The sequence below is a fragment of the Actinomycetota bacterium genome, assembly GCA_040754375.1.
Lineage (GTDB): Bacteria > Actinomycetota > Acidimicrobiia > Acidimicrobiales > AC-14 > JBFMCT01.
In genome coordinates, this window is the sequence record JBFMCT010000013.1 from 1 (window position 1) to 24,541 (window position 24,541).

The 24,541-nt window shown below is 72.3% G+C and carries 25 protein-coding genes; 17 read left to right on the forward strand and 8 right to left on the reverse strand.

Annotated features, from left to right (window positions below):
- Positions 1 to 335: 335 nt before the first annotated feature.
- Both AB1673_07575 and AB1673_07580 read right to left on the reverse strand, forming a co-directional pair.
- Positions 336 to 566 carry a hypothetical protein gene (locus tag AB1673_07575; GenBank protein MEW6153832.1) on the reverse strand — a complete coding sequence of 77 codons (231 nt, stop codon included), beginning with the start codon at positions 564 to 566 and terminating at the stop codon, positions 336 to 338.
- A 1-nt stretch (position 567) separates the two neighbouring features.
- Entirely contained in the window at positions 568 to 948 is a 381-nt protein-coding gene (locus AB1673_07580; protein ID MEW6153833.1) for a carboxymuconolactone decarboxylase family protein, read from the reverse strand.
- A 1,417-nt stretch (positions 949 to 2,365) separates the two neighbouring features.
- On the opposite strand from AB1673_07580, the gene AB1673_07585 reads away from it, so the two are divergent.
- From AB1673_07585 to AB1673_07595, 3 genes are all read left to right on the forward strand, one after another.
- On the forward strand, positions 2,366 to 2,962 hold the full coding sequence (locus AB1673_07585; GenBank protein MEW6153834.1) for a GAF and ANTAR domain-containing protein: 597 nt from the start codon (positions 2,366 to 2,368) through the stop codon (positions 2,960 to 2,962).
- 181 nt (positions 2,963 to 3,143) lie between these two features.
- A complete protein-coding gene (locus AB1673_07590; protein ID MEW6153835.1) occupies positions 3,144 to 3,878 on the forward strand; it encodes an ANTAR domain-containing protein in 735 nt (244 codons plus the stop codon).
- A gap of 315 nt (positions 3,879 to 4,193) precedes the next feature.
- Positions 4,194 to 5,030, forward strand: a complete 837-nt coding sequence (locus AB1673_07595; GenBank protein MEW6153836.1) for a sugar phosphate nucleotidyltransferase — start codon at positions 4,194 to 4,196, stop codon at positions 5,028 to 5,030.
- On the opposite strand, the gene AB1673_07600 is transcribed toward AB1673_07595, so the two are convergent.
- Both AB1673_07600 and AB1673_07605 read right to left on the reverse strand, forming a co-directional pair.
- Complete coding sequence (locus AB1673_07600) at positions 4,923 to 5,912, reverse strand: GDP-mannose 4,6-dehydratase (GenBank protein MEW6153837.1); 990 nt, start codon at positions 5,910 to 5,912, stop codon at positions 4,923 to 4,925. The two genes, AB1673_07595 and AB1673_07600, sit on opposite strands and share 108 nt — an antisense overlap.
- On the reverse strand, positions 5,909 to 6,886 hold the full coding sequence (locus AB1673_07605) for an NAD-dependent epimerase/dehydratase family protein (protein ID MEW6153838.1): 978 nt from the start codon (positions 6,884 to 6,886) through the stop codon (positions 5,909 to 5,911). Before AB1673_07605 ends, AB1673_07600 begins: the two co-directional genes overlap by 4 nt.
- 47 nt (positions 6,887 to 6,933) lie before the next feature.
- Here AB1673_07605 and AB1673_07610 point away from each other — a divergent pair, with 47 nt between their 5' ends.
- The 14 genes from AB1673_07610 to AB1673_07675 all read left to right on the forward strand — a co-directional run bounded on the left by AB1673_07610 (position 6,934) and on the right by AB1673_07675 (position 19,019).
- Entirely contained in the window at positions 6,934 to 8,118 is a 1,185-nt protein-coding gene (locus AB1673_07610; protein ID MEW6153839.1) for a glycosyltransferase, read from the forward strand.
- Positions 8,115 to 9,113, forward strand: a complete 999-nt coding sequence (locus AB1673_07615; protein MEW6153840.1) for a hypothetical protein — start codon at positions 8,115 to 8,117, stop codon at positions 9,111 to 9,113. Before AB1673_07610 ends, AB1673_07615 begins: the two co-directional genes overlap by 4 nt.
- Positions 9,110 to 10,240 carry a hypothetical protein gene (locus AB1673_07620; GenBank protein ID MEW6153841.1) on the forward strand — a complete coding sequence of 377 codons (1,131 nt, stop codon included), beginning with the start codon at positions 9,110 to 9,112 and terminating at the stop codon, positions 10,238 to 10,240. Before AB1673_07615 ends, AB1673_07620 begins: the two co-directional genes overlap by 4 nt.
- 158 nt (positions 10,241 to 10,398) lie before the next feature.
- Positions 10,399 to 11,352, forward strand: a complete 954-nt coding sequence (locus tag AB1673_07625; protein ID MEW6153842.1) for a glycosyltransferase — start codon at positions 10,399 to 10,401, stop codon at positions 11,350 to 11,352.
- The gene (locus tag AB1673_07630; GenBank protein MEW6153843.1) at positions 11,349 to 12,290 is read left to right on the forward strand and encodes an SDR family oxidoreductase; all 942 of its coding nucleotides are present in this window, start codon (positions 11,349 to 11,351) and stop codon (positions 12,288 to 12,290) included. Before AB1673_07625 ends, AB1673_07630 begins: the two co-directional genes overlap by 4 nt.
- Positions 12,284 to 13,327, forward strand: coding sequence for a polysaccharide biosynthesis protein (locus AB1673_07635; GenBank protein ID MEW6153844.1), 1,044 nt, complete (start codon positions 12,284 to 12,286; stop codon positions 13,325 to 13,327). The genes AB1673_07630 and AB1673_07635 overlap by 7 nt, the downstream gene beginning before the upstream one ends.
- Complete coding sequence (gene wecB / locus AB1673_07640) at positions 13,324 to 14,400, forward strand: UDP-N-acetylglucosamine 2-epimerase (non-hydrolyzing) (GenBank protein MEW6153845.1); 1,077 nt, start codon at positions 13,324 to 13,326, stop codon at positions 14,398 to 14,400. The genes AB1673_07635 and wecB overlap by 4 nt, the downstream gene beginning before the upstream one ends.
- A 68-nt stretch (positions 14,401 to 14,468) precedes the next feature.
- On the forward strand, positions 14,469 to 14,849 hold the full coding sequence (locus tag AB1673_07645) for a VOC family protein (protein ID MEW6153846.1): 381 nt from the start codon (positions 14,469 to 14,471) through the stop codon (positions 14,847 to 14,849).
- Between the two features lie 206 nt (positions 14,850 to 15,055).
- Positions 15,056 to 16,459 (forward strand): DEAD/DEAH box helicase, encoded by a 1,404-nt coding sequence (locus AB1673_07650; protein MEW6153847.1) that lies wholly within the window; start codon positions 15,056 to 15,058, stop codon positions 16,457 to 16,459.
- Positions 16,460 to 16,571: 112 nt separating this feature from the next.
- Positions 16,572 to 16,859, forward strand: coding sequence for a hypothetical protein (locus AB1673_07655; GenBank protein MEW6153848.1), 288 nt, complete (start codon positions 16,572 to 16,574; stop codon positions 16,857 to 16,859).
- Positions 16,846 to 17,145 (forward strand): hypothetical protein, encoded by a 300-nt coding sequence (locus tag AB1673_07660; protein MEW6153849.1) that lies wholly within the window; start codon positions 16,846 to 16,848, stop codon positions 17,143 to 17,145. The genes AB1673_07655 and AB1673_07660 overlap by 14 nt, the downstream gene beginning before the upstream one ends.
- A gap of 62 nt (positions 17,146 to 17,207) precedes the next feature.
- Complete coding sequence (locus AB1673_07665; GenBank protein MEW6153850.1) at positions 17,208 to 17,498, forward strand: hypothetical protein; 291 nt, start codon at positions 17,208 to 17,210, stop codon at positions 17,496 to 17,498.
- Positions 17,495 to 17,716: a hypothetical protein gene (locus tag AB1673_07670; GenBank protein MEW6153851.1), complete on the forward strand. Its 222-nt coding sequence runs from the start codon at positions 17,495 to 17,497 to the stop codon at positions 17,714 to 17,716. The genes AB1673_07665 and AB1673_07670 overlap by 4 nt, the downstream gene beginning before the upstream one ends.
- A gap of 52 nt (positions 17,717 to 17,768) precedes the next feature.
- Positions 17,769 to 19,019, forward strand: a complete 1,251-nt coding sequence (locus tag AB1673_07675; protein MEW6153852.1) for a Gmad2 immunoglobulin-like domain-containing protein — start codon at positions 17,769 to 17,771, stop codon at positions 19,017 to 19,019.
- A 50-nt stretch (positions 19,020 to 19,069) separates the two neighbouring features.
- On the opposite strand, the gene AB1673_07680 is transcribed toward AB1673_07675, so the two are convergent.
- Genes AB1673_07680 through AB1673_07695 form a run of 4 tightly spaced genes read right to left on the reverse strand, consistent with a single transcriptional unit; the run spans position 19,070 to position 24,535 of the window.
- Positions 19,070 to 20,728, reverse strand: a complete 1,659-nt coding sequence (locus AB1673_07680; GenBank protein ID MEW6153853.1) for an ABC transporter substrate-binding protein — start codon at positions 20,726 to 20,728, stop codon at positions 19,070 to 19,072.
- Complete coding sequence (locus tag AB1673_07685; protein MEW6153854.1) at positions 20,725 to 22,506, reverse strand: ABC transporter ATP-binding protein; 1,782 nt, start codon at positions 22,504 to 22,506, stop codon at positions 20,725 to 20,727. The genes AB1673_07680 and AB1673_07685 overlap by 4 nt, the downstream gene beginning before the upstream one ends.
- Entirely contained in the window at positions 22,503 to 23,471 is a 969-nt protein-coding gene (locus AB1673_07690) for an ABC transporter permease (protein MEW6153855.1), read from the reverse strand. Before AB1673_07690 ends, AB1673_07685 begins: the two co-directional genes overlap by 4 nt.
- Complete coding sequence (locus AB1673_07695; protein ID MEW6153856.1) at positions 23,468 to 24,535, reverse strand: ABC transporter permease; 1,068 nt, start codon at positions 24,533 to 24,535, stop codon at positions 23,468 to 23,470. The genes AB1673_07690 and AB1673_07695 overlap by 4 nt, the downstream gene beginning before the upstream one ends.
- Positions 24,536 to 24,541: the final 6 nt, after the last annotated feature.

Genomic DNA, 24,541 nt, shown 5'->3' on the forward strand with positions numbered 1-24,541 from the left:
CGCCGGTGGCCCCGGCGGCGGCGACTATCGAGCGGGCGGTTCCGTTGGCCGCCGCTGAGCAGTTCTCATGGCCATGAGCGGGCTGTTCCGTGGCCGCATACGGGCATTATCTAGTGGCCGTCGACACATGGCGTGGCTCGAACCGGCGCGTCACCGGCGCCAGGGTCGTCCCAGCTCGCTGATGTCGCCTGCGGTCCTGATCCCCCGAGGCTCCGGAGCATCACGCCTGTGCGGCGCGCGCACCGGGTTCTCGACTGTGCGATGGCGACCTCATCGTCGTGCTGGCTGGCGGCCGGGTGGTCGAGCATCGTACGGATCGCTCGGTTCGCACTCGGTCAAGTCGCGACCGCTTGTACCGAGGGGCCTGAGGGGGCCGAGATGGAGCTGCGCAGGTGGGCCACCGAGCGGTCGAACCCGCGCAGGACCCGTTCGAGCTCGTCTGCCTGCTCGGGTGACTGGGCGGCCAGGGCCGCGGCCGCCAGGCGTGCCCCGGCCACCAAGGCGGCCAGTTCCTCCACCTTGAGCGTCGCCCGCACGACCCCGGCCCGTTCCCAGTCAAGCCGCATGTCAGGCGGCCTTGACGTGCTCGACGACCCGGGCCACCTGGGCCTTGAAGTCGTCGTAGTTGACCTGCAGGCCGTTGATGTAGGTGCTCCAGCCCACCACCAGCTTGGTGTAGTGGACGGCCTCCTCGACCTCCTCGTCGGTCGCGCCGAACAGCTTGGCCGACTCGGTGTGGAAGAGAACGCAGTAGCGGCACCTGGTGGCCGCCGACACGCCCAGCCCGATCAGTTCCTTGTACTTGTTGGGGATGAGCGTCTCGCCGAACTGAACCCGCTTGATCAGGTCCCACTCGGAGTCGATGAACTGGTCGGGGATCTCGTCGATGAAGCCGATGACCTCGCCGAACATCTCCTTCATCTCACGCTGTACGTCCGCTCTGGCCATCTCGGTACGTTCCTTTCGTCTCGGGTCGGGCTCAGGTCGAGCCCGTGACCGGACCTTACGAAGGACCGATTGCAGACGGCCTGCACGGGCCGGCCGGCGCCCCGGCCGGCGCCTGCGCCCCCCCTGCAGGCCGAGCCCCGGCTTGGCGGCCGTTCCCGGCCGGGATTCCGGCCAGCGATCGAGACGTGTCGGGCCGCGGGATCAGGGTTGCCATGATCAACCGGAAACTACCCGACTACCGCCTGGCTCCAGTTGCCGCTGAGGGGAGTGCCGGGTCAGGGGTGTGGGGGACCAAGAGGTTCGTCGCGGCCAGTCCCGTCGGGGTGGCCCGCGATGGTGAGCCCATAGGCCCGCAGGGCCTCTTGGATCGGCTCCGGCGGGTGACTGATAGCCAGGACGGCGCCCCGACGTTGGGCGCGCTGGGCGGCGGAGGCAATGACGAGTGCCGTCAAACCCTCATCGTCGGACGGGCTCGCATCACGGAGGTCTACCGTGAGCGACTTGTTCCCCTGACCGTCGATGAGGTCCGCCAGCATGCGATCGAGCTGTTGGGCGTCGAAGGGCCCGAGCTCACCGCGGACGGTGACGAAGACTGCCTCCTGACGGCGGCCGATTACCACACTGGCAGGGGGTCGGTCGGGCGCTGCCGAGCCGTGGGGACCGATGACCGTGTGCGGGCGGGCACTCTGGCCGGGACGGGCGGGACCGGGCCCTGCGGTCTTTGGCCCGTTCGGCCGGGCCCCTTCGGGGCCGGGGGCGTTGGGCAACACGCTCATGAGGTGGGCCCCTCGGCCCCGGGCGGAACGTCGCCTGCCCGTCGGGCGTGGATGACGACCGAAGGTCGGTGCCAGCCCAAAGAAGGACTCGGCGGGAGCCCGGCAAGCTGGGGCCTACCCGGCATCGGTCGTGCCGGGAGATCTAGCGGGAGCCGATCGGCGCGGCTACGCCTGCTCCACTTCCATGGCTTCGGCTCAGGCCCTTCCGCCAAAGTGTGCTCCTATCCAAGGACGCACTACCGGGGACCAGAGCAGCTATACGAACTTTAACAATCATGCTAGCCGCGACTGGGATGTGTGGTCAACGGGTCGCTCCCATCCACCTGCCGGGCCACGACGTATCCGTAGGTCGGCCCGGTAGCCCTGCGCCCAAGCCGGCGTCGAGGGCGCGGGTTAGAGTGCGTTCCCAGCCCCGAGAATGCGGGGCGGTTACCGCTGGACCGGGTCCCCGTCGAGCGATTCACCCGAGGGGTCCGGATAATGGCTATGAGCGGAACTGCAAGCGGCGCTTCATGGCGGTCCGGCGTGCCGACTAGGGGCTGACGACGGCCGGCGAACGTCTCGCACGGGTCCTGGCTGGCCTGGAATCGGCTGGTTGGGATGGTACGTCCCCTGCCGGGTTGTGTGCCGGCTGCGCCGCGGTGACGGCCGTTTCCGGGGCCGGGGTCATACTCATGTCCGGTGACGTGCAGCGAGGTTCGGTGTGTAGCTCCGACCCCGTGAGCGCCCTCATCGAGGAGCTCCAGTTCACCCTCGGCGAAGGCCCCTGCATCGACGCCTTCTCCGGGCAGCGGCCCGTTCTGGAGTCCGAACTGGCGGCCGCCCCCACCCGCTGGCCGACTTTCAGCCCGAGGGCGGTGGACATGGGCGTTCATGCCATCTTCGGCTTCCCGATGGTGATCGGCGCCGCCCGCATCGGCGCCCTCAACCTCTACCGGGCCGAGCCTGGGCCTCTCCGTGCTGAACAGCATGCCGACGCCTTGGTGCTCGCGGGCGTGGCTGCCCGAGCGGTCTTGGCGGCCCAGGCGGGCGCCCCCCCGGGAGCGTTGGGGCCCGAGCTCGAGGCTTCCTCTGACTTCCGCGTCGTCGTACACCAGGCCGCGGGGATGGTATCGGTGCAACTCGACGTGAGCGTGGCCGAGGCCCTGGTCCGCCTCCGCGCCTATGCGTACGCCAACGACCACTCGCTGAACGCGGTGGCGCAAGACGTTGTCGCCCGGCGGCTGCGGTTCACCTGAGGTGGCCTCCGCGCTGTGGCCCACTGGGCAGGGGGATCGTGGGCACGGCTGAGCTTGGCGCCGGGGAGTGGCCCGGGGGACGAAGAATCGGGTACTCAGCACGACGAGTTGGGCGCTGGGCCCCGGTAACCTCTAGTGCGGCTGGCCCCTTATTGCCAGCCATGAAAGGAATGGGCTGTCGATGATGGCGGGGGACACACTTCTGGTCAAGACGCTGGTCCAACTCGCCGACAATCTGGTCGAGGACTTCGACGTCGTCGACCTGCTCTCCCTTCTGGCTGACCGGTGTGTCGAGATCCTCGACTTGGGCGCCGCCGGCGTGATGCTCGCCTCCCCTGAGGGCGACCTTCGGGTCGTTGCGTCGTCGAGCGAAGCGATGCGGGTCGTCCAGCTCTTCGAGGTGCAGGCCGACCAGGGCCCGTGCCTCGATTGTTACCGTGCCCGCTCCGCTATCAGCAACGTTGAGCTCGCGTCCTCGGGCGTTCGTTGGCCCCGGTTCGTCCCGGTCGCACTCGACGCCGGGTTCGAGGTAGTACACGCTCTGCCCATGCGGCTGCGGGATACAGTCATCGGCGCGCAGAACCTGTTCGGGCGGCAGCGCCTCGATGATGGGGAGTTGGCGGCCGCTCAGGCGCTGGCGGACATCGCCACGATCGCCATCCTCCAACAACGCGTGGTCGACGAAGCTCGTCTGGTCAACGACCAGCTCAACCTCGCTCTTACGACCCGCGTGGTCATCGAGCAGGCCAAGGGGGTGCTGGCGGAGCGGGCCGGCCTGTCCGTCGACGCGGCGTTCGACACCATGCGCCGCTACGCTCGTTACAACAACCTCCGCCTGGCCGACGTGGCGCGAAGGGTCGTCGACCGCTCCCTCCCGCCCGGGGCCATGACAACCCCTCCGCGCCGGCCATCCTGAGGGTCGTGCCGCCCGGGCGGGGCGACCCCTCGGCCGAATGAATCAGAATGCCTGTTCCTGGCAGGCAGCCCGAGATAGCTGAACGCACTCAGGGCCTCGGTGTGGCGCCTGCGAGCAGCTACCTCGCACGACGGAGGCTCGTCTTGACGGTCGCAGGTCCACTCGGGGCGTTGGCCGCCAAGGTGGGCCGTCGTCGGTGGCCTGGGGCCTCGGCGAGGCCCGGCCGGGTCTGGGGCGCCGGTGGCGGGGGTACGCTGCGGTCGTGATGCGGGTCACGGTCGCTCGGCCTGGGCGGGGCTCGGACGCCGCAGCGCCATGAGGGCGGTCGTGCTCATCGGGGGCCGCGGGCAGCGGCTGGCGCCCTACACCACGGTGTTGCCCAAGCCCCTGATGCCACTGGGGGACGAGCCCATACTCAAGTTGCTGGTCGACCGGCTGCGGGACTGCGCGATCACCGATCTGGTCTTCGCCGGTGGGCACCTGGCGTCGCTGGTAGAGGCCTACTTCGGCGACGGCTCTAGGTTCGGTGTCGACATCGAGTACTCGGTGGAGCCCGAGCCCCTGGGGACGGCCGCGCCCCTGCGGCTGGTCGGCGACCTGGGCCCTTCGTTCCTGCTGCTCAACGGCGACCTGGTGACCGACCTCGACTTCCGGCGCATGGTGAGCTGGCACCGGCAGTCGGGGGCGTTGGCCACCGTGGGCCTGCGCCGCCACGAGCTCCCCAGCGACTACGGGGTGATCGAGACCGACGAGAGCGGGCGGGTGACCGGCTACGTCGAGAAGCCGGTACAGACCCGGCTGGTCAGCATGGGCGTCTACGTACTCGACCGGGCGACCCTCGATCACCTGCCCCCCGAAGGGGCCTGCGACCTCCCAGAGCTGCTCAACCGGCTGGTGGCGCGCGACCTGCCAGTGATGGGCTTCGTCCACGAGGGTTACTGGGTCGACATCGGCCACCCCGAGGAGTACCGCCAGGCGGCCGAGGACTTCGAGCGGCACGGGCCCAAGCTCTTCGGCATCGACCGTTCGCCCGGCCCCGAGCGGTCAGCGCCGGTACTCGGAGGGGCAGAAGCGTTCGGGGTGGGCGCGCACCCACTCGATGGTCCGGTCGAGGCCGTCGTCGAGGGGGACGGTCGGGCCCCAGCCCAGTAAGGAGGCGGCCCGCGAGTTGTCGGCCACGAGGCGGTTGACCTCGCTGCGGGCGGGCCGCAGCCGGTCCTCGGTCGAGACGACTTCGGCGCCCGTCCCGCAGCGCTCGATGGCCCGCCGGGCCAGGTCGCCGACCGAGATCTCCCGCCCGCTGCCCAGGTTGACCTCCCGGCCCTCCACCCCGGCGGCGTGGCCCGCCGTCCCGATGCCGGCGGCGGTGTCGGTGACGAACGTGAAGTCCCGTGTCGGGGTCAGCGCCCCGAGCCGGACCGGCCCGCCGGCCAGCGCCTGGCTGACGATCGTGGGGATGACCGCCCTCTGGGACTGGCGGGGCCCGAAGATGTTGAAGGGGCGAACGGTGACGACGGGCACCCCGAAGCAGCGGTGGTAGCTCTCGGCCACCCGATCGGCGGCGATCTTGCTGGCCGAGTAAGGCGACTGGCCCTGCTGAGGGTGGAGCTCGGTAATGGGGACGAACTGGGCGGTTCCGTAGACCTCACTCGTCGACAGGTGCACGACCCGCCGGGGCGAGTGGCGCCGGGCCGCCTCCAGGACGTTGAGCGTGCCCGTCACGTTGGTCTCGACGACCTCGCGGGGATGGGCGTAGGAGTATGGAATGGCGATCAGCGCGGCCAGGTGGAACACGACCTCCTGGCCCTCCATGGCCTCGGCTACCGCGCCCGGGTCGCGGATGTCGCCGAACACGCACTCGACGGCCGCCCGCCGCTCGGGCCCGAGCTCGGCCAGGTTGCCCAGGCTGGCCTCGGACGTGTAGCGCAGGAAGGCCCGGACACGGGCCCCCTGGTCGAGCAGCCACTCCACCAGGTGGCTGCCCACGAAGCCGCCGGCCCCGGTGACCATGGTCGTCACCCCGGCCAGGCTCAACGGTCCTTCTCCTGGGGGCGCCCCCGCCAGTCGGCCAGCGTGTCCCGCACCGAAACCGTCAGCGGCACCTCGGGCTCCCACCCCGTCAGTTGGTGGAGGCGGGCGTAGCTTCCCACCTGCTCGGCCACCTCGGAGGGCCGCAGGCGGGTGGGGTCGGTCCGGAAATCCAGGGGCGCGCCGGCCTCCCCGGCCAGTAGTTCGCAGCACTCGGCCACCGACGTGGAGCGGCCCGAGGCCACGTTCACGACGCCTGGCTTCCCCTGGGCCACCGCTAGCAGGGCCAGCGCCCGGGCCGCGTCCCGCACGTCGACGAGGTCACGGCGGGCGGATCTGTCGCCCACCGGGACGTGGTCGGCCCGGCCCCGCTCGAACTCCACGACCCCGGCCGCCAGCTGGGCCAGCACCGCGCCGCCTCGCTGGCCCGGCCCCACGAGGTTGAACAGCCGGGCGATGACGACCTCGGGCCCACCGGCCATCTCGTGGCCCCGGGCCACCATCTCCTGGGCCAGCTTGCTGGCCCCGTAGGCGCTGGCCGGCGCGGGCGGGACCTCTTCGTCGACGGGGAGCACGCGCGTCGCACCGTAGACCGCGCTGGACCCGGCGACCACCACCCGGGCCACGCCCGCCTCGCCGGCCGCTTCCACCAGGCGCTCGGTGGCCAGCACGTTGAGCTCGAACAGCTCGGCCGCCCCGGCCGGCCCCCCGGGCGAGCCGGCGGCGTGGACCACCACCGCGGGCCGGGCCTCGGCGAGGGCAGACCGCAGGGCTCCGGGGTCGAGCAGCGAACCCGTGAGCAGGCGGCCTCCTGCGAAGGCGGCGGGGTCAAGAACCGGGGAACGGCACAGCCCGAACGTCTCGTGCCCGGCGGCGGCCACGGCCACAGCCACGTGGCGGCCTAGGAACCCCGATACCCCCGTGACGAGGACACGAGCCGGGCCGTGGACGTGAGCCTTCGTGGCGACCGACGCTACCAGCCGACCTGCCCCTGGCGACCACCGGCGGGGGCGCCCACAATGGCGGGGTGCGGCTCCTGGTCGTCGGCTTGCCCGGCAGCGTTCACCTCGCGCGTGCCCTGGCTCCCCTGCGCGGCCTCGACTGGGACGTCCATGTCTTCCCGTCCACCCCCGCGCCGATCACTCCGTTCCTGGAGGACGTGACCTTCTACGACACGTCACCCGGCCAGGGCGCGGGCGCCCATCCCAGCGTGCGGGTGGATCGCCGGTGGGACGAGAGCGACCTCGGCGCCGACTACCCCCGGGTGCGGACGCTGCGGTGGCGGCGCCGGGCCGCGGGGTGGTTGGCCGGGGTGGTGGCGTCGGCCCGCCCCGACCTGGTCCACGCCCACGAGCTCCAGCACGGCGGCTACCTCACCTTCGACGCCCGTGCCCGGCTGGGCCGCCCGGGTGGGTTCCCGCCGTGGATCGTCAGCTCGTGGGGGGCCGACCTCCACTGGTTCGGGCGCGACCCCCGTCACCGTCACCGCCTGGAGGCCCTGATGGCGGCCTGCGACTTCCTCTGGGCCGAGTGTGACCGCGACGCCACCATCGCGCAGCGCTTCGGTTTCCGGGGGCGGCTTCTCCCGGTCCTGCCCATCGCCGGCGGGTTCGACCTCGACGAGATCGCCCGGTTGGCCGTGCCCGGGCCAGCGTCACGCCGGCGGACCATCGCCGTCAAGGGCCGCGAGGGCTGGATCTACCAGGGCCTGAACGCCATGGCCGCCCTCGACCGGTGCCAGGACCTGCTGGGTGGTTACCGGCTGGCCCTGTACCTGCCCTCGCCCCCGGTGGTGGAAGCCGCCCGCCGGCTCTCGAAGGTGTCCGGGGTACGCGTAGACCTGGTCGAACGGGTCTCCCACGAGGACCTCCTGGGCATGCACGGCCGCGCCCGCGTGTCGATCAGCCTGGCCGCCAGCGACGGCATCTGCACGTCGTTCCTGGAGGCCATGGCCATGGGCGCCTTCCCGGTGCAGTCGTCGTCGGCGTGTGCCGACGCCTGGGGCCGCCACGGGGAGCAGGCCCTGTTCGTCCCCGGCGACGACCCCGACGCCGTGGCCGCGGCCATCCGCCGGGCGTTGACCGACGACGCCCTCGTCGACCGGGCCCAGGAGCTCAATCGCCGGGCGGTGACCTCGGGGCTGGACCGGCGGTGCATCGCCCGGGCGGTCGTCGAGACTTACCGGCGGGTGGCGGCCGAGGTGCTGGTGTGACGGACGTGACCGTGGTCGCCCTCGGCCCCGATCCCGCTGGCGGTCCGCCCCTGCCCCCCGGGGCGGTGCCGGCCGACGAGCACGGCGGGTGGGCCCAGGCCGTGACCACGCCGTTGGTCGCCTTCGTGCGGCCCGGGGACCGGTTCCGCCCCGGCAAGCTGGAGCGCCAGGCTGCCGTCCTGGCGGCCCGGCCCGCGACCGTCCTGGTCTTCACGTCCTACGCCCTGAACGACGCCGGTGGCCGGCTCACCGAGGTGGTCAGGGACGGCCGCGAGGCGCGTTCGGGCGGGGCCGGGGTGTTGCTGTCTCGGCCCTTGGAGGCGTCCACGGTGATGGTGCGGGCGGAGGCCCTGGGGGCGGTTACCGGCTGGCCGGTGCTGGGCCAGCCCGGGGGCGACACCGCCTGCTGGGCCGAGCTGGCCGAGGTGGGGCGGCTCGAAGGGGTCGACGAGGTGCTGGCCGACGTGGTCCTCGACCGTACCCGCCACGGCCTCGACGCCGGCCCCGAGCTGGCTCGCCTGGCCACCCTGCTGGCCAGCCCCGCGTGCGGTGGCGAAGTGGCCTCGGTGCTACGCCGGCGAGCCTTGCGCCGGCGTTACATCGACCTCGAGGTGCCCGGGGCCCGCTTACCCGGGCCCGGCCGGGTCGTACGCCCTCGGGCCCGGGGGCGCGAGGATTTCCCGGTGGGGGACGAGCACGACGCCACGGTCCGCGACCTGGAGTGGGCGCTCGAACGCCAGGCCGAGCGGTTCTCGGCCGACCTGGCCGCGTGGGCTAACCCCGAAGGGCCCGTCCCGGAGCTGGCCCTGCGGTGGCCCGACGCCGAGCTGGCGGCCCGGGAGGAGGAGGTGCACGACCTGACCCGCCAGCTCTCCGACGCGGGCAAGACGATCGCCGCCCTCGAGCGGAAGGCGGGCCACCTCGAGCGCCAGGTGAAGGCGCTGGAGGGCCAACTGAGGCGGGCGCGGTCATCCGAGAAGGGCCGGGGCGAGTGAGCACGGTCCTGGTGACCTTGGTCGTGCGGGTCGCCAACCGGCCGGTGGCACTCGTCGAGGCGACCCTGGCGGCGGCCGCCGCCCAGGACCATCCGCACCTCGAAGTGGTCGTGGCCGGGATGGCCGCTGGGGTGGGCCCGGACGTGCGGGCCCGTTACGGGGAGTGGGCCCGGTGGGTGGACGCCGTCCCCGGCGACCGGACGGGAGGGGCCGCGCTGGAGCAGGCCTTGAGGGGAGCGGCAGGGGAGCTCGTCGGTGTGCTCGAGGCCGGGGTGGGGATGGGCTCGTCGGCCGTCGGCGCCGTGGCCCAGGTGCTCGGGGAGCGGCCTGAGACCGTCGCGGCCTGCCCCGACAGCTTCCTGGTCGACGGCCACGGCACGCTGGTGGGGCGGGTGAGCGAGCCCTCGCGGGACCTGTTGGCCATGGCCCGCGACCACGGCCCTGTACCAGGACCAGGCGCGCTGTTCCGGAGGGCCGCGGGCGAACGGGCCGGGGGTTGGGACGCGGCGATGCCCGCCGAAGTGGCGGCCTACGACTTCTGGCTGCGCCTAGCGGTGATCGGCCCCTTCGTCGGCGTGCCCGAGCCTCTCGGGCTGCGCCCCCTGCCTTCGGGCCCGCAGGAGGCCCCCGGCCGGTGGGAGGTGGCGGCGGCCCACGTCGAGGCGGCCCGCCGCCTCTTCCGTCGCTCCAGCCTGCCCGAGGAGGTCAAGGCCGTCGAGATGCAGGCCGCCAGGGCGGCCTACGTCGCGGCTGCCCTCGCCGTCGGTGGCGGCCCGGGCGGTGACGGCGAACGGTTCGTCGTGTACGACCGGCTGCTGGAGCGGAGCGAGCTATGGCGCCCCGATGAAGGTGGGGCACTGTCGGTCGGGGACAGCCTGGTGGGCCTGCGCCGGGCCATAGCCGCGAAGGAGCGCCAGGTCGCCCAATTGGAGGCCCGGGTGGCGGAGCTCGAGGCCGACCGGGCGGGCGGCCTGCTGGGGATGGCCGTAGGGCAGGCCCGGTCGGGCTGGCGGGCCGTGGGCGATGCCGCCCGGCGGCTGCCGCCCCGCTCACCGGTGCGGCGGGCCCTCGCCCAGGCCCGCCTGGGGGTACGAACCTTCGGCCTCGGAACCAGGGCGCGGCGGTGATGACCACCGGCCGACGTTCGCGCCGGCTGGTCCCGGCCCAGGCCGGCCGCCGGGCTGGCGGCCTCATCGCTGGTAGCGCACGGCGCGCCCCTCCGCCCCTGGCGCGGGACGCGGCGATGACTGCCAGGGGGGTAGCTGTCGCCGCGGGTGGGCCGGCGGTGACAGTCCTCGTGCCGACCTTCAACCGGCCTGAGCACCTGCTGGCCCAGGCGCTCGACAGCGTGGTCGGCCAGGATTACCCGTACCTGGAGGTCATCGCCCTCGACGACGGGTCCACGAACGGCACCCCGGCCGTCCTCGACCGCTACGCCGACGCCAACCCCGGCCGGTTCCGAACCGTGCGTCACGACAACATGGGCCAGGCCCGCACCCTCAACCGAGGCTTCGAGCTGGCCCGGGGCGAGCTGGTCGGCTACCTGGCTGACGACGACCTCCTGCTGCCCGGGGCGATAGCCCGTCTGGTCCAGGCCCTCTGTCGAGTGCCGGACGCGGTGGGTGCCTACCCGGCCTTCGAGGTGATCGACGCCGACGGCACGGTCGGCCATGTCGTCAACCCTCTCGAATGGTCGGCGGCCACCGCATTGCGCTGCCACGACCCCATCGTCAGCGTGGGTGCCCTCGTGAGGGCCGAGGTGGCCCGGGCCCACCCGTGGGACCCCGACCTGGCCTACACAGGTGACTTCGACTTCTGGCTGCGGGTCGGTCTCACCGGCCGACTGGTGCTGGTGCCCGAGGTGCTCGCCCGCCACCGGTCGCACCCTGGGTCGTTGACCGTGGCCGGTCACGGCGACCGTCGGAGGGTGGAGGACTCGCTGGCCGTGCTCGACAAGCTGTTCGCACGGACGGACCTGCCGGCCGAGGTGCGGGCGGCGCGGGGGTCGGCCTACCGGGCCGCCTTTGTCACCGCCGCCTTCCAGACGACCCGCACCTTCTACGAGCCCGGCGACCGCTACGAGGTCGTCGACCGGCTGTGGGAGATCGCCGCCGAACGCCCGGCCCGTGACGCCAGCGCGGTGGGCTCGCTCTATGGCCGCCTGCCGAAGTCGGTACGCCGGGCTGCCCGCCGCCGGGCCCCCCGGGTGCTGCGCCGGGTATGGGGACGCATCCGGTGAGCGCCACCGGTGGTACGGGCTGGTGGCCACCGGGCCCGCGAAGCCCAGGTCTCACGACCCTGGTCGTGGGCGGGACGGGCATGCTGGGCCACCGGGTGTGGCTGGCCGCCGACCGCCGGGGCCCGGCCTGGGCCACGGTCAGGGCGCCCATGCTGACGCCCGCCCTGGCCACCGTCCTCCCCGGGGACCGGGCCATCGTGGGCGTGGCCGCCGACGACCTGGAGGGCGTGAGCCAGGCCATGGACCGGGCCCGGCCCGACCTGGTCGTCAACTGCGTGGGGGTGGTCAAGCAGGCCGACGAGGCGTCGGACCCGGTGCCGTCGATCATCGTCAACTCCCTCTTCCCCCACCGGCTGGCCGCCCTGTGCCGCGAGCGCGGGGCCCGGCTGGTGCACATCTCGACCGACTGTGTGTTCTCCGGGCGGCGGGGCTCCTACGGCGAGGACGACCTGCCCGATCCCGTCGACCTCTACGGCCGCTCCAAGCTCCTGGGCGAGGCGGCCGGCCCCGGCTCGCTCACGGTGCGGACGTCGTTCATCGGGCGGGAGCTGGCGGGCGGCCGGGGCTTGCTCGAGTGGTTCCTGTCGAAGCGGGGCGGCCACGCCCCAGGGTTCACCCGAGCGGTGTTCTCGGGGCTCACCACGGCCGCCGCGGCCGAAGCCGTCCTCGATCTGGGCACCGGTGACCGGGCCATCGAGGGCGTGGTGCACCTGGCCGGCCCGCCGGTGGACAAGTACCGGCTGCTGGTCATGCTCCGTGACGCCTACGGCATCGATGTCGACGTCGTGCCCGACGAGTCGGTCGTGATCGACCGGTCCCTGAACGGCGCGATGCTGGAGGCCAGGAGCGGCTGGCGGCCACCGACATGGGAGGCGATGATCCCCGAACTGACCGCAGACCCGTTCCCCTACGAGCAGGTGCGGGCCGAGGCGTGCTGACCGGCAAGCGGGTCGTGGTGACCGGGGGGACGGGCTCTCTGGGCCGGGCCCTAGTGCGCCGTCTGCTGGAGGGCCCGATGGGCGAGCCCGAGCGCATCGTGGTCTTCTCGCGCAGCGAGGCCCACCAGCACCAGATGCGCCTGGACTTCCAGAACCGGGCGGTCGCCACCGACGACATCGTCTACGAGGAGGCCCGCTACCAGCGCATCGTCTTTCGCATCGGGGACGTGAGCGACAACGGGGCGGTCATGGCCGTGCTGCGGGGCGCCGACGTGGTGTTCCACGCGGCGGCCATGAAGCAGGTCCCAACATGCGAGTACAACCCGTGGGAGGCCGTCAAGACAAACGTGCTGGGCGCCGAGAACATCGTGCGTGCCATCCGCGACGGCGGCCTGCCGGTCAGCGCCGTGATCGGCGTCTCTACCGACAAGGCGTGCAAGCCGGTGAACGTCATGGGCATGACCAAGGCCGTGCAGGAGCGCACGTTGACCTCGGCCAACCTCGAGGCCCCGGGCACCCGGTTCGCGGTGGCCCGCTACGGCAACGTCTTGGCCTCGCGGGGTTCGGTAGTGCCCCTGTTCCGGGAGCAGATCGCGGCCGGGGGGCCCGTGACGCTGACCACCCCGGAGATGACCCGGTTCCTGATGACGCTCGACCAGGCCGTCGACACCGTCTTCGCGGCCTTGCGCTCGGCCCGCCCGGGCGAGACCTACGTGCCCCTCGTGCCGTCGGCCCGAATGGTCGACCTGGCCGCGGCCATGGTGGGCAACTCGGGGGTGGAGACCAAGTTCGTCGGCATCCGTCCGGGCGAGAAGGTCCACGAGGTCCTGGTCTCGGAGGAGGAGGCGTCGAGGACGCACCACCGCGACGGCCACCTGGTGGTCCTGCCTATCCTGCCCGAGCTCCGGTCCTCCGACCCCGACGGCCCACCGCTGGGCCAGCGGGAGTACTCGAGCGCCGACCGCCTGCTCGACCGCGAGGAGTGCCGCGCCCTCCTGGCCCGCCACGGGATGCTCCCGCCGGCGCCGGGCCCGTGAAGGTCCTCACCCTGCTGGGCACCCGGCCCGAGATCATCCGGCTGTCCTGTGTCGTCGAGCGCCTCGACGCCCTCTGCGACCACGTGCTCGTCCACACCGGGCAGAACTACGAGCCCGCCCTTAGCGATGTGTTCTTCGAACAGCTCGGGGTGAGGGCGCCCGACCACAGCCTGGGTGTCCGGGCCGGCACCTTCGGGGAGCGGGTCGGGCGCATACTGGCGGCCACCGAGGCGGTCCTGCGGGCCGAGCGGCCCGACCGGTTGCTGGTCCTGGGCGACACCGACAGCGGCTTGGCCACCATCGTGGCCAAGCGCATGGGGGCCCGCACCTTCCACATGGAGGCCGGCAACCGCTGCTTCGACGACCGGGTTCCCGAGGAGGTCAACCGGAGGGTCATCGACCACGCCAGCGACGTGCTCATGCCGTACACCGAACGCAGCCGGGCCAACCTGCTGCGGGAGGGGATCGGCCCCGATCGCGTGCTGGTCACCGGCAACCCGATCAAAGAGGTCCTCGACCGGCATGCCGCGGGCGTGGCCCGGTCGACCGTGCTGGCCGACCTCGGCCTCGACGCCCATGGCTACTTGCTAGTCACGACCCACCGCCAGGAGACCGTCGACGTGCCCGCCCGCCTGGCCCGGCTGGTGGAGGCCGTCAACGTGGTGGCGGCCAAGCTGGGGATGCCCACGGTCGTCAGCCTCCATCCCCGGGCCCGGGCCCGGCTGGCCGAGGCGGGCCTGGCCTTCGACACGGCCGGCATCACCGTTCACGAGCCGTTCGACTTCTTCGACTTCGTCCACCTCGAACAGCACGCCCGCTGCGTGCTCACCGACAGCGGCACCGTCCAGGAGGAGTGCTGCCTCTTCGGCGTGCCCGTGGTCACCCTGCGGGGCACGACCGAACGCCCCGAGACGGTCGAGTGCGGCAGCAACGTGCTGGCCGGGGTGGAACCCGACGCCGTGCTCCGGTGCGCCAACATCGCCCTCTCGTCGCCGCCCAGGTGGTCGCCACCCCCCGAGTACCTAGTCCCCGACGTCAGCGCCACGGTGGCCAAGATCGTCCTCGGTCGGTGAGGGCGGACAACCGGCCCCGGTCCGGCGTAGACCAGGTGTGACGATCCGACTGCCATGAGGAGGGAACCGTGGGCTTGAACCTGAACAGCGTGATGTTGGGCTCGGAGGACTCGAAGGCTCTGGCCGAGTTCTACGGCAAGGTGCTGGGGGCGCCCAACCCGCAGTGGAGCGACGAGGCCAACGGGTGGTTCGGCTTCGGGGTGGGCGACAGTGGGCTGGCCATCGGTCCCCACAGCGACGTGAAGGGCCGGAACACCCAGCCCGGGCGCATCATGTTCAACCTGGCCACGCCCGACGTGACCGGCGAGTTCGAGCGCATCAAGGCCCTCGGGGCCGAGGTGGTGGCCGAGCCCTACTCCCCGGGCGACGGCATGCTGCTGGCCACCTTCGCCGACCCCGACGGCAACTACTTCCAGCTCGCCACCCCCTGGGAGCCCGAGAAGGCGTAGGGCTCGGGCTGCGCCCGCCCGGCCTTGGCGGGGGCATCGCCGGTGGCCCCGCAAGGTTCGGGTAACGTGGTGGCGAGACGGTCCCGCCGGGGCCTTCCAGGTCGAGTGCAAGGCGCCGAGTAAAAGTACTTGTCGCCGGTTTCCCGCTTTCGAGGCGTGCGGCCGCAGCATCAACGGCCATCTGTTCGCATCGAAAGGTCTCACCCTTGCCTACCACCCCACGCGCCGGCGGCCGGTCCCGCCCAGGCAACCGCCGTCGTCCCCAGGCGCCCGCCGCCCGCCGCCCGAAGCCGGTCGCGCCCGTCGAGCGCACCCCCCAGTACGAGGTCGCCCCCGAGCGCCCGCTGGCGGCCACCTTCTCGGAGCTGGGCGTGCCTGCTCCCGTAGTCGCGGCGCTCGCCCGCGCCGGCTGCCACGCGCCGCTGCCCATCCAGTCCTCGGCTATCCCGACCGCACTGGCGGGGCGCGACGTGCTCGGCCGCGGTCGCACGGGCAGCGGCAAGACGGTTGCCTTCGCGGTGCCGACCGTCCTCAAGGTGGCGGCCTCGGCCGAGGCCCGCCGGCCGGGCCATCCCCGTGCCCTCGTGCTGGTGCCCACCCGGGAACTGGCCGCCCAGGTAGTGGCCACCATCGCCCCGCTGGGCCGGGCCATGGGCCTGCGCACAGCCAAGGTCCACGGCGGGGTCGGCCAGGCCCCCCAGGTCACGGCCCTCCGCCAGGGGGCCGACATCGTCGTAGCCACGCCTGGCCGCCTCGAGGACCTCATCGCCCAGCGCCAGTGCAGCTTGGCCTCGGTCGAGGTGACCGTGCTCGACGAGGCCGATCACCTGGCCGACCTCGGGTTCCTACCGGCCGTCAGGCGCCTGCTCGACCAGACCCCGGCGACAGGCCAGCGCCTGCTGTTCTCGGCCACCCTCGACCAGGCCGTCGGGTCCCTCGTGGGCCGCTACCTGTCCAGGCCCCTCGTCCACTCGGTCGACCCCGAGGTCTCCACTCCCCCCGAACTGGAGCACTACGCGTTCACAGTCTCCCCGTCGGACAAGTCGGCGGTGGTACGGGAACTGGCCTCGGGCCTTGAGCGGAGCCTGCTGTTCACCCGGACCAAGCACGCGGCCAAGAAGCTGGCCCGCGACCTCACCCAGTTCGGTATCCCTGCCGTCGACCTGCACGGCAACCTGTCCCAGGCCCAGCGGGACCGCAACCTGGCCTCGTTCACCGGGGGCGGCGCCCGGGTGCTGGTGGCCACTGACATCGCCGCTCGCGGCATCCACGTCGACGACGTCGCCCTGGTGGTGCACGTCGACCCGCCGACCGAGCACAAGGCCTACCTCCACCGGTCCGGGCGTACCGCCCGGGCCGGGGCGCGCGGCTCGGTCGTGACGGTGGTGCTGCCCGACCAGGTGGGCGACGTGGCCGCCATGGTCCGCCAGGCGGGGATCCGTCCGGCCCAGTCCCGCGTGGGCCCGGGGGCGCCCGAGACCCTGGCCCTCACCGGCCCCCCCGCCCGGCTCGTGCCCGCCCCCGCGCCGGCCCCGGCGGCCGGTCCGCCCAGGTCGGGCAGGCCTCAACGGGGGGCTCCGGCCGGGCCCCCCCGGCGCCGTCGCCGGTGACCGAGGACGGCGGGGGGAGCTACTCTCGTCTCAAGCCCAGTTCCTTGGGAGACGCCTCGGCCCGCGAGATGCCGTCGGTGCCTCTTCTGAGCAGCGCACCCGAGGAGAACCGATGACGCCGAGCCCGACCCTGCGAGATGTCCCCTTCGATGGAGACGAGGTGGCCCGCCAGCGGCGACGGCGGGCCGAGGGCCACCTCAACCGCCCGGTGGCGGGCTTCGACATGACCCTGAACGACGTTCTGCGGTCGGTCGTGGCGGCCACTCACGAGAGTGCCGGTCCCCTCGACGTGGAGGCCTTCCTCCGGGAGCGGGGCCACGCGTGGCAGACCGTGGAGATGGTGCAGGTCTGCCTGAAGTTCGTCGACCTTCAGGAGGAGGAGCGCAATGGCCCCCGATAAGACCGACATCGATGAGCAGGCGTTGGAGCTGCGCGGCAAGTCGAAGGGGTTCGGCAAGATCTCCGAAGCCCTGGGCCTACCGCGCCCCAACGACGCCAACGAGGCCTTCAACCGGGCCCTTCGACGCCGCTCGCCTGACGAGCAGGTGAAGATCCGCCAGCAGGAGAACGCCCGCCTCGACCTGCTGGCCCGGTCGGTCAGCGCCGACAGCGTCCGCACCCAGGACGAGATCGACAAGCGGCTGCGGGCCATCGACCGCCTCCGCAACCGCCTCATGGCGGAATGAACCCGGGGTAAATAGGTCTTTCGACCCTGGCGCCTCGGGCCGGGCTGGCTCAAGATCGGTCCATGGCGAAACGAGGCGTGGTGCCCAACATCCCGAGCATCCCCGTCCTGGTCACAGCAGCGGTCTCCACCCTGGTGATCGTGGGGGGAGCCCTCCTGGGGGCGAGCGCCACCGTGATCGTGGCCTGCGGTGGGCTCGGCTTCGGGGCCGTCCTGGCCGCCGGTCGCCGGGACAGCGCCGGCCTCCGGCCCCCCGTGGCTCCCCTGACGTCGTTCACCGCGGAGGTGACTGTGCTGGCCCCCCGGGCCGCGGACCTGGCGGCGTGGCCGGCCGCAGGCACAGAGGCGGCTTGATGTTCGGGGCCGGGTTGGTGGAGAGCCAGCAGGGGGACGAGCGACTGGTGGTGACCAAGGCCGTGGTGCCGGCCGGGCTCTTGGAGGGAGCCCGGCCGGTGCCCGCACCGCCACAGGCGGCCGGGCGGGAGCGCGGCGAGGTCTCCGACGCCGTGGCCGACGGCTTCTTCGTGGAGTGGCAGATAGGGTCGAGGGCCGGAGGTCCGGCGTCACCGTAACGACGGCCCGCCGGGCATGATCTAAGCCTCCTGCCACCTACGGAGGTGCGAGATGAGTGACGCCGCAACCGGTCGTCCCCGCTGGCTGATGCCGGCCCTGGTCGGGGCTCTGGCCCTACTGGTGGCGGTGGCCGCCGTGGTCCTCCTCACGAGGAACGGGGAGGGCGACGGAGCCCAGCCCGCGCCCACGTCGACCACCACCGGCGAACCGGGCCCGACCTCGACCGCGCCGGTCACCACCGGGCCCGGCGGCACGGCCGCGCCCACCACCGCTCCTGCGACCACCGCTCCGCCCGCCGGCGACCTCAGCTCGGCGGTGTGGCCCGTGGCGTCGGGGCCCACCCGGTTCTCGGCGCCAGTCGACGCCGCCCGTAGCTTCGCCGTCGACTTCGTGGGGTTCACCGACCCGGTGGTGGGGACGTTCCGGGCGGGTGACAGCCGCTCGGGCGAGGTCGACGTCCGGCCCCGGGCCACCGGCCCGGTGACCACCGTGCTCCTACGCCAGCTCGGCAATGACGGGTCGTGGTGGGTGATCGGCTCGGCCACCCCCAACATCCGCGTGCAGGACCCGTCGGCGCTCGACACCATCGCCAGCCCGGCCCGCCTACGGGGTACGAGCACCGCCTTCGAGGCCACGGTGAACGTCGAGGTCCGCGAGGACGGCAACCGCCAGCCTCTGGGCAGCGGGTTCGTCATGGGCGGTTCGATGGGCGACCTCGGGCCCTTCGACGGCACCGTGACCTTCACGAGCCCGAGGGCCGCGGCCGGAGCGGTGGTCTTGCTCACCCGGTCTGCTGAGGACGGCCGGGTCTGGGAGGCGTCGGTGGTGAGGGTCCGGTTCGGCTCGTGCGGTCCGGCTCCCAGCCGGCCCACGGCCGGGGCCGGCCAGATGGTGGTCACCGTCTACTTCAGCTGCGGCGACTCGGCGGGCACGGTGGCCGCCTACCGGGTGGTCCCGCAGTCGGCGGGGGTGTTGCGGGCCCCGCTCGAGCAGCTACTGGCCGGGCCCACGGCCACCGAACGGGCGGCCGGGCTCAGCTCGTTCTTCTCATCGGCTACCGCCGGGATGGTGACAGGCGTCAACGTCCGTCCCGACGGGTCGGCCGTCGTCGACTTCGCCGACCTGCGACCGGTGATCCCCAACGCCAGCACCAGCGCCGGCTCGCGGGTGCTGCTCGAACAGCTCGACGCCACCGTCTTCCAGTTCGCCTCGGTCCGCAATGTGACCTACCGCATCGCCGGCAACTGCCAGGCCTTCACCGAGTGGCTCCAGTTCGGCGGGTGCGACCCCCGGACGCGATGAACGGGGGCGGCCGCCGCCGCCCCCGTTCGGTGTGAGCTGGACCGCCCGGGTCAGAACCCGGTGGTCTGGCCGGTCACGTACATGTGCTTGTTGCGGGTGCCTCGGCACGGGCTGCAACCAGGCGTGTAGTACCAGTTGTCGAACACCGCGTTGGCGAAGAACGCCACCCGCTGAGGCACGTACAGCGGGAGGATGGGAAGGTCCTCGGCCACGATGCGCTGCATCTCGACCAGGATGTTCCTGCGCTCGGCCTCGTTGAGCGCCACCAGTTGCTTGGCCGCCAGGTCGGCGAAGGTCGGGTTGTTGTAGCCGATGGCCCGGCTGAACGACGTGCTGTTGCGCGGGGCGGCGTAGCGGTTGCGCAGCGAGTCGGCGTCCCCGGCGATCCCGCCGTAGCCGACGAGGGCCAGCGTGTAGTTGCCCTGGCCGGCGTTGGTGTCGGCTGCCGACCGGTCGAGCACCTGGATGTCGACGTCGATGCCGACCTCGCGCAGGTACTCCTTGATGAGCTCGGACGACTTCGGGTCGAAGCGGTTGCTGGCCTGGAGCTCCTGCACGAACCGGCTCCCGTCGGGGTTCTCCCGGATGCCGTCACCGTTGGTGTCCCGCAGGCCGATCTCGTCGAGAAGGGTACGGGCGCGGGCCACGTTGCGCTCGTAGGTGGGCAGGCCGGGCGCCAGCATCTGGTGGTCGGGGGCGAGCCCGACGACGCTGGCGGGCACACCCCGGCCCAGCAGGAGGCGGTCGACCATGTCCGGGCGGTCGATGGCGTAGGCCAGGGCGTGGCGGAACCGCTTGTCGTCGTAAGGGAAGCCCTTGGCGATGTTGATGTGCAGGGCCAGGTTCCAGTCGCCCGCTCCTTCCAGCTTGCCGAAGCGGGGGTCGTTCTCGAAGGCCCTCAGCTGCTCCTCCGGAGCGGGGTCCTCGGAGAGCTCGGCGGCGTCGATCTCACCCCGCTGCAGGGCGAGCAACTCGTCGGGGGCGGGGACGAACTCCAGGCGCTTGATGTAGGGCACGCCCAGGTGGAACTCCTCGTTGGCCACGTAGAGGTAGCTGCCCGATGCCTCGTCGAAGGTCTGCAGCTTGTAGGGCCCGGACCCGATCAGGGCCTTGGCATCGCGGTAGCGGGCGGGGTCGCTGACTGTCGACCACACGTGGCGGGGGATGATGAACGCCCGCATGGCCACCGACTGCTCGAACACGGCCGAGGGCGTGTTGAGGCGGATGATCACCGTGCTGGGCGCCTCGGTCACGATCTCTTTGAAGTCGAAGCGCACGCCGCCGGCGGCCGCCCCGTCACCGGATGTCAGGTACTCGAACGTGAACTTGATGTCGTCGAGGGTCAGCGGCTGACCGTCGTGCCACTTGACGTTGTCGCGGATCGTGAAGCGCCACTCGAGGCCGTCGGGGCTCGACGACCACGCTGTGGCCAGCCAGGGGATGGGCTTGCCCGTCGAGTCCTGCCACAGGAGGGTGTCGAAGATGTAACCGGTCTGGATCATGCCCGGGCCGCGTACGTAAGCGAACGGGGTCGGGTAGCCGAAGTCACCACCTGCCAGCCGTACCCTCTCCACGCTGGTGGGCCGCTCCGGTGCCTGGCCGGCGGGGCTGCCGCCATCGTCGGACGCACACGCGCCCAGGACCGTCAGGGCCACGGTGGCCAGCGCCACTCGCTTGGCCCACGTTCGCCGTCTCCGGGTTGTTCTCATCTCTGCTCCCTTTCTCGTGCCGTCTCCGGCTTGGTCATATCGAACAAGAGGTCCCGCCCGGCAGCCCGCAGGAGGGCCTGGGTGGCCTCGTGCTGGGGCTTCATCAGCAGCTCGCTGCCCGTGCCCTCCTCCACCACCCGGCCCCTGGCCATCACCAGGACGCGGTCGGCCACCCGCAGCACCGAAGCGAGGTCGTGGGACACCAGGACCATGGCCATGCCCCGGTCGACCTGGAGCTGTTTGAGGAGTTGGAGCACCTTGGCCTGCTCGGAGGGGTCGAGCATCGAGACGGGCTCGTCGGCCACCAGCAGCTTGGGCTTGAGGACCAGGGCACGGGCCAGCGCGACCCGCTGGAGCTGGCCGCCCGACAGCTCGTGGGTGAAGCGGCGCAGGAACGAGTCCTCGGCCGGGAGGCGGGCGGCCCGCACCGTCTCGCGGACCAGGCGCTCCCGCTCGTCGCGGCTGCCGATGTCCTGGAGGTCGAGCGGTTCCTGCACAGCCTGGCCGACGGTCATGCGGGCCGAGAGCGCCTCGAACGGGTCCTGGAACAGGAGCTGGACCCTGCGCCGGGCTGCCTTCAGGTCCGCCCCCTTGAGGGTCAGAAGGTCGCGCCCGTCGAGCTCGATGCAACCCGAGTCGGGCTCGAGCAGGCGGACGAGCATCGACGACACCGTCGACTTGCCGGCCCCGGTCGCCCCCACCAGGCCGACCACCTCGCCCTCGTAGACGTCGAGGCTCACGTCGTCGGCCGCCCTGAACTTGTCCTTGCGCACGAGCTTGCCGGGCACGTCGTAGGACTTCGTCAGGCCCTTGGCCCGCAGCAGGGGGACGACCCCACCCCGAACGCACGCCACCAGCCGGGGGCCGTGCTCCCCGGTCGGGGGCAGCAGGGGCGGCCGGCCCTGGGCACAACTGTCGATCTCCTGGGTGCAGCGCCCCGTGAAAGGGCAGCCGGGCGCCACCTGGGTGGGGCTGGGCGGGTCGCCCCGGATGCCCCGCAGCTCCTTCACCGAGGCCAGGGTCGGGCGGGCGTTGAGCAGGGCCCACGAGTAGGGGCCACGCGGCTGGGAGAGCACCTCGCGGGCCGGGCCGGTCTCGGCCAGCCACCCTCGATAGAGCACGGCCACCTGGTCGGCCAGCATCTCCAGGGCGTCGGCGTCGTGGCTCATCACCACCAGTGCCCGCTTGTCCTCGCTGCGGACCCGCTTGAGCACGTCGAGCACCCCGTTGCGGGTCTCGGGGTCGAGCCCGGCCGTGGGTTCGTCGAGCACGATGACCTCGGGGTCGCACACCAGCGCCATGCTGAGCAGCACCAGGCGGCGCTGGCCGCCGGACAGCTCGCGGGGGTGGCGTTGGAGCGCCCAGTCGCCCAACCCGACCCGGGTGAGCACCTCGGCGCTGCGCTGATCGGCGTCGGCCCGGGACCGGCCCAGGTGTACCTGCTGGGGTTCGGCCAGCTGCACGCCGATCGTGAGCACCGGGTTGAGCGAAGCCGCCGACTGCATGGCCATGGAGATCCGGCGCCACCGGACGTCACGCCAGCCCTTCTCGTCGAGCCCGGTCAGGTCGAGGTCGCCGAGGCGGATGTCGCCTTCGACCTGGGCGTCACTGGCCAGCCCGAGCAGGGCCCGGCCCAGGGTCGACTTGCCCGATCCCGATTCGCCCAGCACCCCCAGGCACTCGCCCGCTTCCACCGAGAGGGACAGGTCGTCGACGGCCCGCACCGGGGGCGGCCCGGGGTAGGTGACCCGCAGGTTCGACACCGAGATGCCGTTCACCGGGCGCCCCGCACCCTGGGGGCGGCGCCCGCCTGGTGGCGGACCAGCCGGGGGTTGATGCGTTGCTCGAGCCCGATCCCCAGGAACGTCACGCCCAGCAGGAGCACGCTGATCGACACGACCGGCGGTACCAGCCACCACTTCCAGGCCTGGGTGAAGAACAGGCCGCTGAAGTTCAGCGAGTCGCGCAGGACGGCACCCCAACTGGCCCGCGAGGGGTCCCCTAAGCCCAGGAAGGCCAGGCCCGCCTCGAAGGTGATGGCCCGGCCGGCGGCCCCCACGAACCCGGCCACCAGGATGAGGCCCACCTCGGGCAGGATGTGGTGACGCAGTATCTGGGCCGAGTTGGCCCCGAACCCCAGGGCCGCCTTGACGTGGGCGCGCCGCCGCAACGACAGCACCTGGGACCGAACGACGCGGGCGGTGGGGGGCCAGGCGGTCAGGGCGATGATCAGCGAGAGCATCGCCAGCCCCGGCCCGGCGTAGGTGCCGACAACGATCAGCAGTGGGACCTTGGGGATCACCAGCACCAGGTCGACGATCCGCATGAGCACGGCATCGGTGGTCCCTCCGGCCCAACCCGCGACCATGCCCAAGATGGCGCCGATCAGCAGGGTGCCCCCTCCGGCCACCAGGGCGACGAACAGCGACACCCGCGCCCCACTGAGGAGCTGGGTGGCCACGTCCTGGCCGACCCCGTTGGTGCCCAGCAGGTGGCTACCGCTGGGCGCCTCCAGCGGGCGGCCCGCCAGCTCGATGGTCCGGTAGGGGCTCAGGTAAGGCGCGGCCAGGGCCAGCGCCGCGAACACCCCGACGATGGCCAGGCCGATCCAGCCGATGACCGGGAACGGCGGCCGCGGCGGCTTGTTGGCACGTGACCGGCGCTTGTCCCGCCTGCTCTGGCGGACTTCACCGCCCGGCCCGGGTGCGTCGACGTCGCCGGGGGGCGACAGGGTGGCCGTCATTCGGCCCCCACCCGGGGGTCGACGCGGGCGTAGATCAGTTCGAGCAGGAGGTTGACGGCCAGCACCACCAGGGCCAGCACCAAGAAGGTCGCCTCCAGCACCGGGTAGTCCCGAGCCTCGACGGCCCTCAGGATCAGCGTCCCCATGCCTGGGTAGGCGAAGACGGTCTCGACGAACACCGAGCCACCGACCGCGAAGCCGGCTTGGATCCCCAAGACGGTGAGGAACGGGAGCAGGGCGTTGCGCCCGGCGTGGCGGTACTTCATCATCCGGTCGGGCAGGCCCTTGGCCCGGGCCAGGACCATGTAGTCCTGGCCCAGGGTGGAGATCATGGTGTTGCGCACGAGCAGGAACTTGGTGCCCAGGAGCGAGAGCGTCAGGGCGGTCACGGGCAGGACCATGTGGCGTGCGATGTCGTAGTACTTGTGGGCCCCGGTGTAGTCGTTGAACGGGGTCTTGGCCCCGGCCAGCGGGAACAGGGGCACGACCACCGCGAACGAGATCAGCAGCACGGCCGCCAGCGCGTACTCGGGAACGGCCCTGGCGATGGTCAACCCGATCGTCAGGGCCCGGTCGCCGAACCGGCCCCGCTTCCAGGTGGCCGCCACCCCGGCCATGAAGCTGAGGCCGGAGGCGAGGGCCAGAGAGACGCCCATGAGCAGCAGTGTCCAAGGGAGGTGGAGGCGGATGAGATGGGACACCTCGGCCTTGCGGGCGATCGAGAACCCCAGGTCGCCGGTGGCCAGGCCGGTGACGTAGCTGCGGAACTGCTCCACCAGCGGCTTGTCGAGCCCGTAGTACTCCTGGAGCTGGGCCCGCAGCTCGGGGTCGCTCAGGTAGTAGCTGTTGTCCGGGTCCTCGAGGGCGCGCAGCGGGTCGCCGGGCATGGCCCGGGGCAGGGCGAAGACCACCATGACCACGGCCATCATCGTGAGCGCGTACAGCCCGATGGAACGAAGGGCGGCCGCCCGGTAGCGCCGTCCCCGCGCCGGAGCGGGGTGGGTGGCGGGCTCATCCTCGGTGGAGGGCGCGCCCGTACGGGGCTCGGCCAGTTCGGTGGGCAAGAGGGT